This window comes from Mycobacterium sp. IDUB_37 (genome assembly GCF_055419245.1).
In genome coordinates this window covers 262,426-279,414 of the sequence record NZ_JBVAXG010000001.1, presented here as the reverse complement: position 1 = coordinate 279,414, position 16,989 = coordinate 262,426, and the positions used below count along the sequence as shown (strand labels likewise).

Below are 16,989 nucleotides of genomic sequence, written 5' to 3'. Positions count from 1 at the left end.
CATGCCAAGCATCGTCACCAGCGGCCGTGATGGACCACCTCGTCGAACGGCCGTCGACTGGGTTTGCGGATCGGAGCCAACGGGCGGTCGGCCGGATATCCGACCCCGAGCAGGTAAGCGACCAGATAGCCGTCGGGCACGCCCAGGATGGCCCGCGCTTTGTCCTGATCCCCCACCGACGAGTGACCGGTACCAATCCCTCGATCGGTGGCCGCGATCATCATCGCCATGGTCGCCTGCCCGACGTCGTACTGGTCGGTCACTTTGCGGCGCTCATCCGGCGGCACCGGAATCACGAAAGCGATCGCGGCCGCGGCTCCCGCAATATGACCCGCGCCCATCCAGACGGTCGAAAGTTCTTGCAGCTGAGCAGAATCGGTGACGACGACGAAATCCCACGGCTGGCGGTTCTTCGCCGACGGCGCCCGCCAGCCGGCCTCGACGATTCGGTTCAAGTCATCCGCTGAAACCGGCTGCTGTGTGTACTGCCGCACGTTGCGCCGGGCACGGATCGCATCCCAGGTCTCCAATTTCACGCCTCCCTATCGCTTCCCCGCCATCCATGCTGCCATCAGCCTGTCGTAGCAAAGAGCTATCGTGGCGCCCGATGCCGCTTCACCTCCACCGTGCCGAACGGACCGATCTACTTGCCGACGGACTCGGCACATTGCTGGCCACTGCGCTGTCCGACCCGTTCGGCGAGGAGTTGGTACTCGTTCCGGCGCGCGGCGTGGAGCGCTGGCTGAGCCAGCGACTGTCACACCGCTTGGGCTCCGGCCATGCCGGTGGTGACGGCATCTGCGCCGGGGTCACGTTCCGCAACCCCGCGTCGTTGATCGCCGAGATCACCGGAACCGTCGACGAAGATCCGTGGTCAGCAGATGCGATGACGTGGCCACTACTCGAGGTGATCGACTGCTCGTTGCAGCAGTCTTGGTGTCAGACACTGGCAAAACATCTGGGCCACTTCGACATCGGAGCCGAGGCAGACCTGCGCCGGGGCCGGCGGTACTCGGTGGCCCGCCGACTGGCGGGGCTGTTCGCCTCATACGCGCGGCAGCGTCCCCAACTGCTCATCGACTGGCTCGACGGCAATCCCGGCGAGCTCGATACCGACCTGGCCTGGCAGCCCGAATTGTGGCGGGCACTGGTCGCCGCCGTGGCCGCCGATCCGCCGCACGTCCGCCACGAGAAGACGATCGTCCGACTGCAGGAAGGTCCGGCCGAACTGCCGTCGCGGCTGTCACTGTTCGGCCACACCCGTCTGGCGTCCACCGATGTGCAACTGCTCGGCGCGCTGGCCACCCACCACGACCTGCACCTGTGGCTGCCGCACCCCAGCGATACCTTGTGGCGGGCGCTCGCCGACGGCGACACCAGCAGGGGGCCGGTGCCGCGGCACGAAGACACCAGCCACCGCCTGGTCGGCCATCCCCTGCTGGCGACTCTGGGCAGGGACCTGCGCGAACTGCAACGGAGCCTGCCGTCCGCGGTCGCGACCGACGAGAGTCTCAGCAGCCCGGATCGTCCCGAAAACCTTTTGGGCTGGCTGCAATCCGACCTGGCAGCCAACACCGTCCGCCAATCCGGCCGCACGTTGGCGGCCGATGACCGGTCGATTCAGGTGCACAGCTGCCACGGGCCTGCCCGGCAGATCGACGTGCTGCGGGAGGTGCTGCTCGGGCTGCTCGCCGACGACCCGACGCTGGAGCCGCGCGACATCCTGGTGATGTGTCCCGACATCGAGACCTACGCGCCGCTGATCGTCGCGGACTTCGGTCTCGGCGATGTGGTCAGCGGCTCGCATCCCGCCCACAAGCTGCGGGTGCGCCTGGCCGACCGCTCGTTGGTGCAGACCAATCCACTGCTGGGCGTTGCCTCGCAGCTGCTGGCGCTGGCCGGCAGCCGGGTCACCGCGAGTGAAGTACTCAACCTCGCCCAGGCCGACCCGGTACGCGCCCGGTTCAGCTTCAGCGATGACGATCTGGAGAACATCACCCGGTGGGTCCGACAGTCCAACATCCGGTGGGGCTTCGATCAGGAGCACCGCAAGCCGTTCGGCGTCGACTTCGTCCACAACACATGGCGATTCGGCATCGATCGCGTCCTGGCCGGCGTCGCGATGTCCGACGCATCGCACGCCTGGATCGACTCGACGCTGCCCCTCGACGACGTCGGCAGCAACCGGGTCGAATTGGCCGGCCGACTCGCCGAATACATCGACCGACTACAGCGGGTGGTCGACTCGCTCACCGGCACCAGGCCGCTGCGGGAATGGCTGAGCGCGCTGTCCGACGGCATCAGCCTGCTGACCCGCACCGACGATGACGATGTGTGGCAGACCAACCAGATGCAACGTGAGTTCGCCGGCATCGTGCGCACCGCGGGATCCCGGGCCGACACCGCGCTGCGGTTACCTGACATCTGTGCACTCCTGCAACGACACCTGGCCGGACGGCCCACCCGTGCCAACTTCCGCACCGGGACACTGACCGTGTGCACGATGATTCCGATGCGCTCGGTGCCACATCGGGTGGTCTGCCTGGTCGGTCTCGACGACGGCGTGTTCCCGCGTCTCGGTGTCGTCGACGGCGACGACGCCCTGGCCCGCCACTCGTTGACCGGTGAGCGCGACATCCGCTCAGAGGACCGGCAGTTGCTGCTTGACGCCATCGGCGCGGCCACTAGCAATCTGGTAATCACCTACACCGGCGCCAATGAGTACTCAGGCCAACGCAGACCACCCGCCGTGCCGCTGGCCGAACTCTTGGACGCAGTGGACATGACCACCGGCACGAAGGTTCGTGACCAAGTCCTCGTCGAACATCCGTTGCAGCCGTTCGACATTCGCAACGTGGAACGCGGAAAGCTGGTGCCGGGCGTCCCTTTCAGCTTCGACCCGACCGTGTTGCGGGCAGCCAGAGCAGCAAACGGGGAACGCGCCGAACAGCCGAGTTTCATCGGTGCACCGCTGCCAGCACCGCCACCGGACGATGTGGCACTCGCCGATCTGATCGCCTTCTTCAAGGACCCGGTGAAAGGCTTCTTCCGGGCACTCGAATTCACGCTGCCCTGGGATGTGGACGGTGTCGCGGACGCCATGCCGGTCGACATCAATGCGCTCGAGGAATGGTCGGTCGGCGACCGGATGCTGCACGACATTCTCGGTGGCATGGCACCCGACGAGGCGCGACAAGCGGAGTGGCGGCGCGGAACCTTGCCGCCCGGCCAACTCGGCTGGCGCAAGGTGACCGAGATCCGCGATCAGGCCGCCCTGCTGGCTAGCGCAGCACTCCGACACCGACGCGCCGCACCCGTGGCATATGACGTCGACGTTGATCTCCCCTCGGACCTCGGCTCGCGGCGGTTGACCGGCACCGTGCCACAAGTGTTCGGCGAATGTCTGGCGTCGGTCACGTACTCGAAACTCGACGGCAAGCACCTGCTTGAATCCTGGATTTCGTTGCTGGCGTTGTGCGCTCACGCCCCGGACCGCGACTGGTCCGCCGTCTGCATCGGCCGGCCGAAACGTGGCACCGCGCCTCGGGGGCAGGCGCTGGGACGGCCACGCGAGAATGCCGTCGATGTACTCCGCGAGCTGGTAACGATCTACGACGCGGGTCGCCGCGAGCCAATTCCGTTGCCCATCAAGACATCTTATGCGTGGGCGGTGGCCCGGTCCGGCGGTGACGATCCGGTGCGGCAAGCGGGTTACCGGTGGAAAACCGATCTCTATCCCGGCGAGGATGAATCTCCGGCGCACGTGCGGGCCTGGGGCAGGCACGCGCGGCTGACCGAACTGATGCAACCAGTCCGGCCCGGCGAGGAGTATGCCGGCGAAGACAACCGATTGGGGGCCTTCGCCGCACGGCTCTGGCTGCCCCTGTTGCGTGCCGAGAAGGATCCCGGCTGATGAAACCTTTCGATCTGCTCGGCCCGCTGCCCGCGGCGCGTTCCACGACAGTGCTCGAGGCCAGCGCGGGAACCGGCAAGACATTCGCGCTGGCCGGCCTGGTCACCCGCTACCTTGCCGAGGGCCACGCCACGCTGGACGAGATGCTGCTCATCACATTCGGGCGGGCCGCCAGCCAGGAGCTGCGCGAACGGGTTCGTTGTCAGATCGTCGACACAGTGCGCGCTTTCGACGACCCATCGGTCGTCGGGGACAACCAGTTGGTGGCACACCTGATCGACGGCACTGACGAGGAGCGCCTGGAGCGCAAGCAACGACTACGCGACGCATTGGCGGGCTTCGACGCGGCGACCATCGCCACCACCCACCAGTTCTGCCAGCTCGTGCTGAAATCCCTTGGTGTGGCTGGTGATAGCGACGCGGGCGTCACGCTGGTGGAGGATCTCGGTGACCTGGTCGCCGAAATCGTCGACGATCTCTATCTCGCCCATTTCGGGCGGGAGCGTGACGATCCCGCGCTGACTTACCGCGACGCACTGCGCATCGCCAGGACGGTCGTCAACAACCCCTCGACGCAGCTGAGGCCCAGCGACCCGCCTGCAGGCACCGCGGCCGCGGTCCGCGTCAACTTCGCGAAAAGCGTTCTCGTCGAGCTGGAAGCGCGTAAGCGGCGGCGCGGCATCCTGCACTACGACGACCTGCTCAGCCGATTGGCCGACGCGCTGGCCACGAACGACTCCCCCGCTCGCGTCCGGATGCGGCAACGCTGGCCGATCGTCATGGTCGACGAATTTCAGGACACCGATCCGGTGCAATGGCAGGTGCTCGACCGGGCGTTCACCGGACAATCCACGCTTATCCTGATCGGCGACCCGAAGCAGGCGATCTACGCGTTTCGCGGCGGCGACATCGTCACCTACCTGGAAGCGGCCAAAACGGCCGGCGAGAAGCAGACCTTGGCGACGAATTGGCGCAGCGACAGCGTGCTCGTCGACCGGTTGCAGTCCCTGCTGCTCGGAGCCGAACTCGGCGACCCCGCTATCGTCGTCCGCGAGGTCGGCGCGTACCACCAGGGACATCGCCTGATCGGTGCGCCGCACAGTGACCCGTTCAGGCTGCGCGTGGTTCGTCGTGCGACTCTGGGCCGCAGAGCAACTCAGAACTTGCCGATCGACGAGGTGCGGGAACACATCGGCCGTGATCTGGCCGCCGACATCGCAGGTCTGTTGGCATCGGGGGCGACATTCGGCGGCAAGGCACTTGTCGCTCGCGACATCGCGGTGATCGTCGAGACACACAAGGACGCCCGCGCCTGCCACCAAGCTCTGACTCAAGCCGCCATTCCCGCGGTGTACACCGGCGACTCGGACGTGTTCAATTCGGAGGCCGCCGACGATTGGCTGTCGTTGCTGGAGGCCTTCGACCAGCCGCATCGGCCCGGACTGGTGCGTGCTGCCGCAGCGACGATGTTCTTCGGCGAGACCGCGGAAGGTCTTGCGGCCAAAGGTGATGCGCTGACCGACCGCGTCGCCGAAACTCTGCGGGAGTGGGCCGATCACGCGCGTGAACGCGGGGTAGCCGCCATCTACGAGGCCGCTCAATTGAACGGGATGAGCGACCGCGTGCTGTCGTGGCAGGGCGGCGAACGGCACATGACCGATCTGGCCCACCTCACCCAGCTATTGCAGGAGACCGCGCACCGTGAGGGCTTTGCGCTACCGGCGCTGCGGGATTGGCTGCGCGGCCAGCGTGAGGAGCGCGGCGGCGCCACCGAACGCAATCGGCGGATCGACAGTGACGCGGCCGCAGTGCAGATCATGACGGTCTGGGTGAGTAAGGGACTGCAGTACCCCGTGGTGTATCTGCCGTTCGCGTTCAACCGCAATACCCAGGAACGCGACTTGCTGCTGTTCCACGATGACGGAGTGCGCTGCCTGCACATCGGCGGAAAGGACAGCCCCGATTTCGCAGCTGTGGAGCGACTGGGGAGCAAGGAAGCTGCCAGCGACGACAGTCGGCTGACCTATGTCGCGATGACGCGGGCCCAGTCGCAGGTGGTGGCCTGGTGGTCGCCGGCCTACTACGAACCCAACGGCGGGCTGTCACGACTGATCCGGGGTCGCCGACCCGGGGCTACGGCGGTGCCGGATCGCTGCACACCTGCCAAGATCACCGACGAAGCCGCGTGGGATCTGTTCACGGAGTGGCAACGCGCCGGTGGACCAGTGTTGGAAGAGTCTGTGATCGCCGCGGCGCCAAGAATTTCCGGTCAATCAACGGTGACCGATCTAGACATTCGCGATTTCCATCGCAGCATCGACACCCGGTGGCGGCGCACTTCCTATTCCGGGCTGATTCGGGTCCTCGAAGGGGCGGCCACGACAGGCGTCAGCAGTGAGCCGGAGGTCACCGAACTCGACGATGAGGTCGGCGACATACCGCTGACGCAGGCGCCGTCCGGGGCTGAGGTGCCGTCGCCGATGGCCGACCTGCCGATGGGCGCACGGTTCGGCACGCTGGTGCACGCGGTACTGGAGACGGCCGATCCGTTCGCCACCGACCTCGGCGCCGAACTAGAAGCGCAGATAGACACACATTCCGTCTGGCATCCGGTCGACGTGCCGGCCGCCGACCTGGCAGCGGCGATGATCCCGATGCACGACACTCCGCTGGGCCCGTTGGCCGGCGATTTGACCCTGCGGCAGATCGGTTTGCGAGACAGGTTGCGAGAACTGGACTTTGAGTTCCCACTGGCGGGTGGCGATCGTCGCGAGAAGGCACCGGACATCCGCCTGGCCGACGTCGGCAGGTTACTGCGGTCCCACCTCCCAGCCGAGGATCCGCTGGCGTCCTACGCAGACCGACTGGTCGGCGAGACGCTCGGCGGCCAGTCGTTGCGCGGTTATCTCAGCGGTTCGGTCGACGCGGTACTCAGGATTCCCGACGGGTCAGGCCATCGCTACCTGGTCGTTGACTACAAGACCAACTGGCTGGGTGATCCCGATCGGTCGCTGACCGCCGCGGATTACGACCGGCCACGGTTGGCCGAAGCGATGTTGCACTCGGACTATCCGCTGCAGGCTTTGCTCTACAGCGTTGTGCTGCATCGGTTTCTACGCTGGCGGCAGCCCGGCTACGACCCGTCACGACATCTCGGTGGCGTGCTGTATCTGTTCCTGCGCGGAATGTGCGGACCTGACACTCCGGTGATCGACGGCCATCCGACCGGAGTCTTCAGTTGGGCGCCGCCGCCGGTGTTGGTGACGGCGTTGTCGGATCTGCTCGATGCAGGGCGGGTGGTGGCATGACGATCGCAAGCCCGGCGGAGCCGGGCGCAGCGGGTCGGCATCAAACAGCCATGACGATCGCAAGCGAAGGTGCCACTGAGGTCCTCGACCCGGCGGACCGGCGCCAAGCGGTCAGCGCCTCCGGGCTCCTGCGGACCTTCAGCGAGGCCGGCGTATTCGAGCCCGCCGATGTTCATGTCGCGCAACGACTTACCGCCATGGCCGGCGATTCGGATCCCGCCGTGTCGCTCGCGGTCGCGTTGGCGGTGCGCGCGCTGCGGGCCGGCTCGGTGTGTGTTGACTTGAGGTCGGTCGAGGACCAAGTCGGCATTGCCGACCTCCCGTGGCCGCGGCCAGACGAGTGGCTCGCGGCGGTGCTGGCCAGCCCGCTGGCCGGCTCACCGCCGGTGCTGCGGGTGTATGAGAACAATCTGCTCTACCTGGACCGGTATTGGCGCGAGGAACAGCAGGTGGCAGATGACTTCCTGGCTTTGCTGTCCACCCGCACCCCGGGCCAGGCCCTCGACGCCCATCGACTGTTTCCGGAAGGCTATGACGAACAGCGGGCGGCCGCGAGCATCGCGCTGACGCAAGGCTTGACGGTGCTCACCGGTGGCCCCGGAACGGGCAAGACCACCACGGTGGCACGACTGCTTGCCCTATTCGCCGAGCAGGCCGAGCAAGCCGGTAACGCCCGGCTGCGTATCGCCCTGGCGGCGCCGACCGGGAAGGCGTCGGCACGGCTGCAGGAGGCGGTCCAGTTGGAGATCGAGAAGCTGGATCCGGTTGACCGGCAACGAGTCCCGGCTTTGCAGGCCACCACGTTGCACCGGCTGTTGGGAAGCCGACCGGATACCTCGTCACGCTTCCGTCACCATCGCGGTAACCGGCTGCCGCACGACGTGATCGTCGTCGATGAGACCTCGATGGTGTCGCTGACCATGATGGCCCGGCTGCTTGAATCGGTGCGCCCCCAAACGCGCCTGCTCCTCGTCGGCGACCCGGACCAGTTGGCCTCAGTGGAGGCCGGCGCGGTACTGGCCGATCTGGTCGACGGGCTTGGCGCCCGCAAGGATGCTCGAGTTGCGGCCCTGAAGACCTCGCATCGGTTCGGCAGTTCCATCGGCGAGTTGGCGGCGTCGATCCGGGACGGAGACGCCGACCTCGCCATCGACAAACTGCGCGCAGCGGGCGAGCACATCGAGTGGATCGACACCGAAATTCCGACTGAGCATCTGCGCAATGTGCTGGTGCCGCACGCTCTTCGGCTTCGGCATGCCGCCGCGCTTGGCGATAGGGCGACCGCGCTCGCGATACTCGACGAGCATCGACTGCTGTGTGCGCACCGCCGGGGGCGATTCGGCGTCGAGCACTGGAACCGGCAGGTTGAGCGATGGCTCGTCGAGGAGACGGGCGAGCCCATCTGGTCTTCGTGGTACGCCGGACGGCCGTTGCTCGTCACAACCAACGACTACGGGCTTGGCGTCTACAACGGCGACGCGGGAGTCACGGTTCTTGCTGACGACGCACTCCGCGCCGTCATCGCCGGCGCCGAGGAGTCGCACGAGTTCGCCACCAGCCGATTGTCCGACGTCGAAACGATGCACGCCATGACAATCCACAAAAGCCAGGGCAGCCAGGCCGACGAGGTGACCGTGTTGTTGCCGTCGGCGGATTCGCGGTTACTCACGCGAGAGTTGTTCTACACCGCGGTAACTCGCGCCAAGACAAAGGTGCGTGTGGTCGGCACCGAGGCCGGGGTGCGCGCCGCGATTGAGCGGCGCGCCGTGCGTGCCAGCGGCCTGGCTCGTCGGCTTCAGGCCAAATCACCTGTTAGCTGACAGGAACGAGCACCGCGATATCGCTGTGCAGGTGCGCTAGCCCACTATCGAGAGTGGCCAACTGCCCGTTACGATTTCGGGCAAGTTGCGCGAGGTAGGCGTCTGTCACCTGCCGGTGACCCACTACGCCACCGACTCCCACGTCGGCGAAAGAGATACTGGCGGGCCAGAATTCATGGCGGTCCACATTCTCGATTGCACTCACGACGTCGCGTGCAGCGGCTGCGGACTGGCCCGTTCGAACGAGAAATCGGACAAGACTTCCCTGGGTGATCGGGCAAGTGGCGAACATCGCCTCGGATGCCGCCAGCCACTCTGCCGCCGCATCATGATGCACGTGCTCCGCAACGGCGAGCGCGATGAGCACATTGGCGTCGAGCAGTGCCGTCACTCATCCTCCAGCGAGCGCACGTCTTCTGAAGTCACGACCCTCCCGACACTCACCACCGGAAACCCGGTCCGCGGATCTGCCGATATCGCAGCAACTTTGCCGGGTCCCAGGCCGCGCCGCATCAGATCGGCGACCGTGGCACTCAATGTTTGGTTGGTATCGCGCGCAATTGCCATCGCCTGTTTGTGCAGGTCATCCGGTAAATCGATGGTCGTGCGCACACCAAATAGTAGCATCAATGCATCATGATGCAATGATGGCTTGTCGCCAACTCACGATGCTGACGCGACAGGAGCGGTCTGGAGCGCACTGCACGCAGCTCCGAAGCGGGCCCACTCAGACGCGTAGGGTCGCACGCCGCGGTCCGAGAAAGCATCGTCGCTAACCACCAGACCCGGCCCGATCGACGTGAGCGAAGTTGCCAGCTTGCCGATCTGCCTCGCCGGGCTGGCGGAAACGACTACCAGTCAAGTGCTGGGCGGGCCTAGGTCCGCTGTGCAGCCACGAACAAGTTCCCCGGCACCCGGTCCGCTACCTCGGCGGCAGCGGCTCGCCCGTAACCGGCCATCAGCTCATCGGATGGCGTCACCCGCACATCCCAGCCGTGGCGCCGAAACCAGTCACCCACGTCTTCGCGCTCTTCGAAATACCAAAGCTCGTCGGTCCGCGGGACTTGACGCGTGGGATCCACTCGCGCCAGGACCTCCTGGACCCGATCCATCCGAGCGCGACGCTTGGCACGGACTTCGGGGTCCGAAAACGTCGGCCCCAGCGCCTCCACTGCGACCCGACTGCCGCCGGCGGTGAGTCCCTGAACACGATCGAACAGCAAATCCTGGGCCGCGGCAGGCAGGTAGGGCATCAGCCCCTCCGCTGACCACGCGCTGGGTGCGGAAACGTCAAAACCCGCCTGCGTTAATGCCGCCGGCCAGTCCTGGCGCAGATCCACCGCAACAGGGATCCGGTTACACGCGGGCTCTGCGCCGTTCTCGGCCAACGTCGACGCCTTGAAGTCCAACACCTTGGTCTGGTCGAGTTCGTAGACCGTCGTCCCGTCCGGCCAGGGCAGCCGCCAGGACCGCGAGTCCAGGCCGGCCGCCAGAATCACCACCTGGGTGATGCCCGCCCCAGTCGCGTCGAGGAAGTACTGGTCGAAAAAGGCTGTCCTGCAAGCCATATACCCGACCATCGCTTGCATCTGGTGCGCCAGGTCCGGCTCGGTTTCGAGCACCTCAGGCGGCAGCTGAGGCGCCGAATGCCAGTTCCAAACACCGTCGCCGACAGCATCGATGAACACCTGCGCAAGCTGATCGATGATCAACGGATTCTCACTTCGCGTCTCCGCTGCACGTGCCGCAGCCACGCCCAACGCAGTCGCTCCCACGCTTTCGGTGATCTCCCAGCTGTCGTTATCGGTCCGCACCATGCCCTCGTCCTCCCATCGGTCACAACCCCAGTGGCGAACGTACGTCAGTTGGATGTGAACCAGCTGTACGCCGTCAGACAGCGCGGTCGTAGCGACCGTTCAGCAGAGCGGACACCGTCGCCGGCTGCCACGGCCGTCCCTTCGGAGTGCGCTGGCCCACCGAGTTCAATACCCGCGCAGTCGCCGCTTGGGTCACACCGCACTCTCGTACGAGCCATCGGACGTAGCCCTTCAGCGCCGGTCGGCGCTGCCGCCAGGGCGCATTCGGCACCGGGAGCATTGGCGTCACAGACGCGCCGTCCACGCGCGCATCGGCGCCGCCTCCGCCGCCCGCGACGATTCGCCGCCCGCCGGGGGGCACGCAAGACGCATCCGCCGCAACCAGCTCTAATTCGATTGCACGCGAGAGACTTTCGGCGCCGAGGGCCGCCATCACCGCGCTGTCGAGATCATCGACCGCGTGTACCTCACGCCTCAGCGCGTAGTCGATTTCGTTGAAGCCGCCGGTGATCGAACACGGGTCGAGGTCCCAACCGAACCGAAGATTGAGGCCGTGGCGCTGCAGAACCAGGCTGAGGCGCCGCCAGTGCTGCTCCCGACCCAGATCCGGACCCGGAAAAGGCACCCAGAGGTGTACGCGGTTCGCGATGGCGTGGCCCAGCGCCGAGACCACCGCGTCGATCTCGGTCAGATCGTCGGCCGATGCCACCTCACCAGGCGCAAATGAGAAGGCTTCGACGATGACGCATCGCTGCACCCTCGCTTGTTCGCACAACCTGTCGCGGTCCCGCCGCGCCGTGTCGTGGTCGCCGAGCAGGACGACCTGAAATTCGACCTGTGAGTGGTCCGAAGAATGCGCCATGGATACCTCCCAATGTCCGACGCCAGTCGATTTATCGTCCGAGCCGCCGAGGCATTTCATGAGGCTGGCATCTCGCGAAGTTGAAATCAGGCTATCGGCGGCCACCGACAAGTTTGCTTGCTCAGAACCTGCCGGCACCCGATGCGGCGTGGGTCTGACTGATCACCGGCTCGTCGTACCCCGCATCGACCGCAGCCCGTTGCACCGCTTCGGTGACGCCCTGCGTCCGGTCGCCCGGCACCAGCGCGATGACGACGCCTCCGAAGCCGCCACCGGTCATCCGGGCACCCAGCGCACCGGCGCCCACCGCGGTGTCCGCGAGCAGATCGATGTGCCCGGTCGTGATGCCGAAGTCGTCACGCATGGATTCGTGAGACGCCGTCATGATCCCACCGGCAGCGTTGAGGTCCAAATCAGCCAGTGCAGCAACGAAATCCAGCACCCGCTGATTCTCGGTCAGGACGTGACGGGCCCGGCGGGCGTCGATCGGATCGTTGACGACACTCAGTGCAGCCACCCCACGATCCTGCACATCGCGCAACGACGACGCTCCCATATCGGCGGCCGCCCGTTCGCACGCAGCCCGCCGCGCCGCGTACTCGCCACCGGCGTGTCGGTGCCGGGCCAGGGAGTCGATCAACAGCAATGTGGCATCGGAGGTATCCGGGTCGAATGAAACCGGACGCACGGTGATGTCGCGGAAGTCGATCAGCAGCGCGACCTTCGGCTGTGCGAACAGCGCTGCAAGGTGGTCAAGCAAACCGGTTGGGGCACCGACGTAGTCGTTCTCGGCACACTGGGCGACCCGGGCCCACTCGACCCGGTCCATTTCGATCCCGGCCGCAGCGCCAATCGCGCCGAGGGCAGCGCCCACCAACGCCGCCGATGACGACAGTCCAGAACCGATTTGAACGTCGCTGGTGATCGACATCGTCCCGCCCGGCACCCGATAACCGGCCTCGCGAAGCGCCCAGATCCCCCCGGCCACGTAGGCAGCCCAACCCACGACCTCTCCCGGCGCGGTGTCGAGCGGGATCCGCACCGAGCCGTCTGCACGGTCGCTGCAAACTGTGATCGCGTCGGTGCCGTCCGGCGAGAGCGTGACGACGGTGCGCTGCGGCAACCCGATCGGCAGTGCGAAGCCCAGGTTGTAGTCGGTGTGCTCGCCGATCAGGTTTACCCGCCCAGGTGCGGCGAAGCGGATGCTCATGACCCCAGCTCGCGCAGTCGTGCGGCTACCGTCTCCGGGCTGACGTCACTGATGAAGGCATCCATCGCGGACTCGGCGGCCGCCAAATATTTCAACTTGGTGGCGCTGCGCCGAACAGACATCAGCTCGACGTGAAAGTAGCCATCGCGCTGGGCATTGGTGTCGGCGTACTGGTGCAGCGCCGACATGTACGGCAGCACAGAGAAATACATTTGATCGAACCTGCTCAGCACGTCGCTGTACATCGTTGTGAATGCTTCCAATTCTGCGCTGGAAAGGTCAGTAACATTGCGCCTGAATTGATTTGGATAGATGTGTACCTCCACCGGCCAGCGGGCCGCGAACGGCACGAACGCCGTGAATACCTCGTTGCGCGCGACGATGCGGCTGCCATCGGCGACCTCGCGCGCCAGTAGATCAGCAAAAAGGTTGGTGCCGTGCTTTTTACGGTGCTTCCGCGCCTGACGCAGCATGGTTGCCGTGCGCGGAGTCAGGTAGGGGTAGGCGTAGATCTGGCCGTGCGGGTGAGCCAGGGTCACTCCGATCTCCTCGCCGCGGTTCTCGAAGCAGAACACCTGCTCAACCCCGGGCAGCGCCATCAGCTCCGCCGTACGGTGCTGCCACGCCTCGACGACCAACTGCGCGTGCGCCGGCGGTAGATCGGCGAACGACCCGGTGTGGTCGGACGAGAAACAGATCACCTCGCAGCGGCCGTACCCAGCGTTTTCCACCAATCCGTCGAGCGGAGTAGCCGAAATTAGGCCCTGGCCAGCCAGACTGGGGAAGCGATTCTCGAAGACGACGACGTCGTAATCGGCAGCAGGCACCTCGCTGGTCAGGCCGGTCGGTCCGGGACACAGCGGGCACTGGTCGGGCGGCGGTTTGTACGTGCGGTCCTGGCGGTGTTCGGCGATGATCACCCACTGCCCGGTGGTCCGGTCGTACCGCAAATACGAAGGGCCGGAGTCGCGTTGGGGCAACGGCCGTCGATCCGGCACCGGCACCGGGACGTGTCCGGGCAGCACGAAGAACAGCAGATCACGGCCATCGGCCAGCGTCCACCGCGTCGGTGCCGTCACGTTGTCGAACCTTACTGGGCCAGCCTCCTCACTCAGCCACTACACTTCCCGAGGATGGAATCCGGAGAGTTGCGGATCAGTGTCCATCAGCTAGAAGCCACGGCCAGGCGATGGAGTGCGCTCAGCACCGAACTCAGCGTCCTCGCACCACCTCCGCCGGGGCAGCCATTTCAACCCACGACGGCGGCGCTGGGCAGCGCCCACGTGGCGGTTGGCCTTGCTGCAGCCGCGTTGACAGCCCGCGCACAAGCCACAGCCGCGGCCGTAGAGGCGAGCATTGCGGGGTACGTCAACAACGAGGCAAACGCAGCAATCGACATGGCGGCCGTGCCACCGAGGTCGGTGTAAATGGTGCCGACGGTGTCCCAAGTCCAGGCATGGAGCACCGACCATTTGATTGAGGCGGCCACATACTGGACCAAGACCGCCGATCAGTGGGAAGACGTATTTCTGCAGATGCGCAACCAATCCCACACTCTGACTTGGGGAGGCACGGCCGCCGATGCAATGCGCACCCGAACCGGTGCGGACCTGGCGATGGTCAGCGCCCAGGCCGACAAACTACGCCAAGCCAGCAGGATTGCCCGTGACGGCGCCGGAAGCATAGGCGCCACCCAGCGCAGGGTCATCTATGCCGTCGAGGACGCCCACAATGCGGGTTTCACTGTCGGAGAAGACCACTCGGTCACAGACATCCGAACCAGTCGCACCGCCGCCGAACAAGCGGCTCGCCAGGCCGAAGCCCAAGCCTTCGCCACCGAAATCCACCGACGCGCAGCCCAACTCATCGGGATCGAACATGAAGTAGCAGCCAAAATCACCGCCGTGACTGCCGGAATTGCCATCAACGACTTCCCGGAAACACCCCACGAACACACACCTCACATACGGACCGTCGATCACTCCTTCAAACAAGACCCACCACCAGGGTTAGGGCCTAACAACGGCCCAAACGCCGACGATATCCGCCGGGTGCTCGACAGACTGCCCGCCGGGGAGCGACCGTCCATCAGGGAGGTCCGTTCGCCCGAAGATCTTCAGAATCTATGGAAGTGGGCCCAGCAGAACGGGGTGGAAATCCCGAACGGGTACGGCGACCCCGGTAAGGGCACCCGATACCAACTACCTGACGGCACCATAATCGGGCAACGCTGGTCCGCTGGGTCCACGAGCAGGCCGGTCCTTGACTTCGATATCCCAAGCAACGGTGGCTACACCAAAATTCACATCAACCCGCGAGGGGGCGTACCGGACATTCCCGCCTCCGTCAGGCCAGTGCTACCCGAACCGGTACGAGTGCCCGTCGAGCCGCCACCCGTAGCGCGTCCACCCGTAGAGCCAATGCCCGGGCGCTGCGGGCCAGCACCACCGGGCGCCGGCCTCGGCCCAGTGCCGCCAGAATCCATCCCACACCCTGTTCACCCGCCGCACAGCCACCACGGGCTACCTGTGCTCGGCAAAGACGAGCTACCTGACCTAGATGAGTTCGGCCATTGATGACGCCCCCGACGTTGGGCTCCTACTGGTCGCCGGAAAATTACGGCCCCAAACACTGCCGAAAAATGGAGAACGATGACCCAGCCTGAGGACGGCCGCGCCGATCACCAGCCCGACATGACGCCACAAGAGCGGCTGCGCGCCGAGCTACTCACCAGTGGGCTCTACGACTGGGTGCCTCTGGCGGAGGTCGAAACCGCGATCGTCCGCTTGAGCCTCGCCATACCCCGTGCGGCTCAACAGGACCTGGCGCTGCGAACTATTCGATCGCTGGTGGAAGAGGGGCTGATGCAAATTGGGGACCTCCCTTACCCAGGCGAGAAATTCTCAGGATGGGATCTCTCGATCGACGCTGCCATGGAACGCGTCTACGACCTCTACGTACGACGCCACGAAGAGCGCCCGTTGTGGGATCTCACGATCTGGCTGGGGCTCACGCCCAACGGGGAACAGTTCGCCCGCGCGCTCAGGGATCAGAAAACGAACTGAACCGCACATTCGACGAGATCTGTCACCGCGAGCGTTATGAGCGGCGGACGCCGGCGACGAACAACGTCCGCGGAGTCGTGTCCTCAATCTCGTCAGGAATCCCACGACCGTAGCCGGCCATCAGGTCCTTCGACGGTGTCACGGTCGCGTCCCAGCCGTGCCGACGCAACCAGTCGCCGACGTCCTCGCGCTCCTCGAAGTAGAACAGTTCGTCGGTTCGCGGGATCTCGCGCTGCGGATCGGCGCCGGCCATGAAACCACGCAATCGATCCATCCGCTCGCGCCGTTGTGCGCGAATATCGGGATCCATCCAGCCCGGTCCGGGCCCCTCCACCGCGATGCGGCTACCCGCCGCGCTCAGCGCATCAATCCGTTCGAACAGCAGCTCGTGGGCAGCCGCCGGCAGATATGGCAGCAGTCCCTCGACCGACCAGGCACTCGGTCTCGAAGCGTCAAAACCGTTCTGCTGCAACACCGACGGCCAATCCTGGCGCAGATCCACGGCGACGGCGACCCGATCGCACGTCGGCTCGGCACCATGCTTGTTCAGAGTCGCGACCTTGAAATCCAACACCTTCGGCTGGTCGAGCTCATAGACCGTCGGGCCGCCGGACCACGACAACCGCCAGGCCCGGGAGTCCAACCCGGCCGCCAAGATTACCGCCTGGCTGATGCCTGCCGCGGTCGCGTCGACGAAGAAGGCGTCGAAAAATGCTGTGCGCGAGGCCATGTAGCCCATCATCGACTGCATCTGCAGCGGCAGGTTCGGTTCAGCTTCGAGGAGTTCGTCAGGCAACTTCGGGGTGGCGAACCAATTCCACACCCCATCGCCGGCAGCGTCGAGGAAGACCCGCGCAAACGGATCACTGATCAGTGGGTTGTCACTTTCGGTTTCGGCCGCCCGCGCCGCTGCAACGCCCAGTGCCGTGGCACCTACGCTTTCGGTGATCTCCCAGCTGTCGTCATCGGTCCTCGCCACGCCCAAGTGTCCTCT

General features: G+C 65.6%; 14 protein-coding genes and 1 pseudogene. 6 read left to right on the top strand and 9 right to left on the bottom strand.

The window, feature by feature from the left end; all coding sequences use genetic code 11:
• Nucleotides 1–14: 14 nt before the first annotated feature.
• Nucleotides 15–530, bottom strand: coding sequence for a nitroreductase family protein (locus tag ACZY1I_RS01250; RefSeq protein ID WP_463753449.1), 516 nt, complete (start codon nt 528–530; stop codon nt 15–17).
• A gap of 77 nt (nt 531–607) precedes the next feature.
• On the opposite strand from ACZY1I_RS01250, the gene recC reads away from it, so the two are divergent.
• The 3 genes from recC to recD are packed head-to-tail and all read left to right on the top strand — an operon-like array spanning nt 608 to nt 9,041.
• Complete coding sequence (gene recC / locus ACZY1I_RS01245) at nt 608–3,913, top strand: exodeoxyribonuclease V subunit gamma (RefSeq protein ID WP_463752474.1); 3,306 nt, start codon at nt 608–610, stop codon at nt 3,911–3,913.
• On the top strand, nt 3,913–7,221 hold the full coding sequence (gene recB / locus ACZY1I_RS01240; protein WP_463752473.1) for an exodeoxyribonuclease V subunit beta: 3,309 nt from the start codon (nt 3,913–3,915) through the stop codon (nt 7,219–7,221). The genes recC and recB overlap by 1 nt, the downstream gene beginning before the upstream one ends.
• Nucleotides 7,222–7,271: 50 nt before the next feature.
• Nucleotides 7,272–9,041: an exodeoxyribonuclease V subunit alpha gene (recD, locus tag ACZY1I_RS01235; protein ID WP_463752472.1), complete on the top strand. Its 1,770-nt coding sequence runs from the start codon at nt 7,272–7,274 to the stop codon at nt 9,039–9,041.
• Here the strand turns inward: recD and ACZY1I_RS01230 are convergent.
• The 7 genes and pseudogenes from ACZY1I_RS01230 to ACZY1I_RS01200 form a co-directional block, all read right to left on the bottom strand.
• A complete protein-coding gene (locus ACZY1I_RS01230; RefSeq protein WP_463752471.1) occupies nt 9,034–9,432 on the bottom strand; it encodes a TA system VapC family ribonuclease toxin in 399 nt (132 codons plus the stop codon). The two genes, recD and ACZY1I_RS01230, sit on opposite strands and share 8 nt — an antisense overlap.
• A complete protein-coding gene (locus ACZY1I_RS01225; RefSeq protein ID WP_463752470.1) occupies nt 9,429–9,653 on the bottom strand; it encodes an antitoxin in 225 nt (74 codons plus the stop codon). Before ACZY1I_RS01225 ends, ACZY1I_RS01230 begins: the two co-directional genes overlap by 4 nt.
• 263 nt (nt 9,654–9,916) lie before the next feature.
• Nucleotides 9,917–10,858, bottom strand: coding sequence for a class I SAM-dependent methyltransferase (locus tag ACZY1I_RS01220; protein ID WP_463752469.1), 942 nt, complete (start codon nt 10,856–10,858; stop codon nt 9,917–9,919).
• Between the two features lie 73 nt (nt 10,859–10,931).
• Complete coding sequence (locus tag ACZY1I_RS01215; protein ID WP_463752468.1) at nt 10,932–11,720, bottom strand: hypothetical protein; 789 nt, start codon at nt 11,718–11,720, stop codon at nt 10,932–10,934.
• A 121-nt stretch (nt 11,721–11,841) separates the two neighbouring features.
• Nucleotides 11,842–12,930, bottom strand: coding sequence for a galactokinase (locus ACZY1I_RS01210; protein ID WP_463752467.1), 1,089 nt, complete (start codon nt 12,928–12,930; stop codon nt 11,842–11,844).
• Entirely contained in the window at nt 12,927–13,967 is a 1,041-nt protein-coding gene (galT, locus tag ACZY1I_RS01205) for a galactose-1-phosphate uridylyltransferase (RefSeq protein WP_463753448.1), read from the bottom strand. The genes ACZY1I_RS01210 and galT overlap by 4 nt, the downstream gene beginning before the upstream one ends.
• Nucleotides 13,944–14,009: pseudogene (locus ACZY1I_RS01200) on the bottom strand (galactose-1-phosphate uridylyltransferase); the annotation flags it as partial. The gene galT and the pseudogene ACZY1I_RS01200, both read right to left, overlap by 24 nt.
• 54 nt (nt 14,010–14,063) lie before the next feature.
• On the opposite strand from ACZY1I_RS01200, the gene ACZY1I_RS01195 reads away from it, so the two are divergent.
• The 3 genes from ACZY1I_RS01195 to ACZY1I_RS01185 all read left to right on the top strand — a co-directional run bounded on the left by ACZY1I_RS01195 (nt 14,064) and on the right by ACZY1I_RS01185 (nt 15,995).
• Nucleotides 14,064–14,357: a hypothetical protein gene (locus ACZY1I_RS01195; protein ID WP_463752466.1), complete on the top strand. Its 294-nt coding sequence runs from the start codon at nt 14,064–14,066 to the stop codon at nt 14,355–14,357.
• 12 nt (nt 14,358–14,369) lie between these two features.
• Complete coding sequence (locus tag ACZY1I_RS01190) at nt 14,370–15,506, top strand: hypothetical protein (protein WP_463752465.1); 1,137 nt, start codon at nt 14,370–14,372, stop codon at nt 15,504–15,506.
• A gap of 75 nt (nt 15,507–15,581) precedes the next feature.
• Nucleotides 15,582–15,995 carry a hypothetical protein gene (locus ACZY1I_RS01185; RefSeq protein WP_463752464.1) on the top strand — a complete coding sequence of 138 codons (414 nt, stop codon included), beginning with the start codon at nt 15,582–15,584 and terminating at the stop codon, nt 15,993–15,995.
• A 34-nt stretch (nt 15,996–16,029) separates the two neighbouring features.
• Here the strand turns inward: ACZY1I_RS01185 and ACZY1I_RS01180 are convergent, their stop codons facing one another.
• The gene (locus tag ACZY1I_RS01180) at nt 16,030–16,974 is read right to left on the bottom strand and encodes a class I SAM-dependent methyltransferase (RefSeq protein ID WP_463752463.1); all 945 of its coding nucleotides are present in this window, start codon (nt 16,972–16,974) and stop codon (nt 16,030–16,032) included.
• Between the last annotated feature and the right edge of the window lie 15 nt (nt 16,975–16,989).

Excerpts from the sequence above, each read along its gene's own strand:
- recC (WP_463752474.1), top strand. The coding sequence starts at position 608 with ATGCCGCTTCACCTCCACCGTGCCGAACGGACCGATCTACTTGCCGAC.
- recB (WP_463752473.1), top strand. The coding sequence starts at position 3,913 with ATGAAACCTTTCGATCTGCTCGGCCCGCTGCCCGCGGCGCGTTCCACG.
- recD (WP_463752472.1), top strand. The coding sequence starts at position 7,272 with ATGACGATCGCAAGCGAAGGTGCCACTGAGGTCCTCGACCCGGCGGAC.
- ACZY1I_RS01220 (WP_463752469.1), bottom strand. The coding sequence starts at position 10,858 with ATGGTGCGGACCGATAACGACAGCTGGGAGATCACCGAAAGCGTGGGA.
- ACZY1I_RS01215 (WP_463752468.1), bottom strand. The coding sequence starts at position 11,720 with ATGGCGCATTCTTCGGACCACTCACAGGTCGAATTTCAGGTCGTCCTG.
- ACZY1I_RS01210 (WP_463752467.1), bottom strand. The coding sequence starts at position 12,930 with ATGAGCATCCGCTTCGCCGCACCTGGGCGGGTAAACCTGATCGGCGAG.
- ACZY1I_RS01195 (WP_463752466.1), top strand. The coding sequence starts at position 14,064 with ATGGAATCCGGAGAGTTGCGGATCAGTGTCCATCAGCTAGAAGCCACG.
- ACZY1I_RS01185 (WP_463752464.1), top strand. The coding sequence starts at position 15,582 with ATGACCCAGCCTGAGGACGGCCGCGCCGATCACCAGCCCGACATGACG.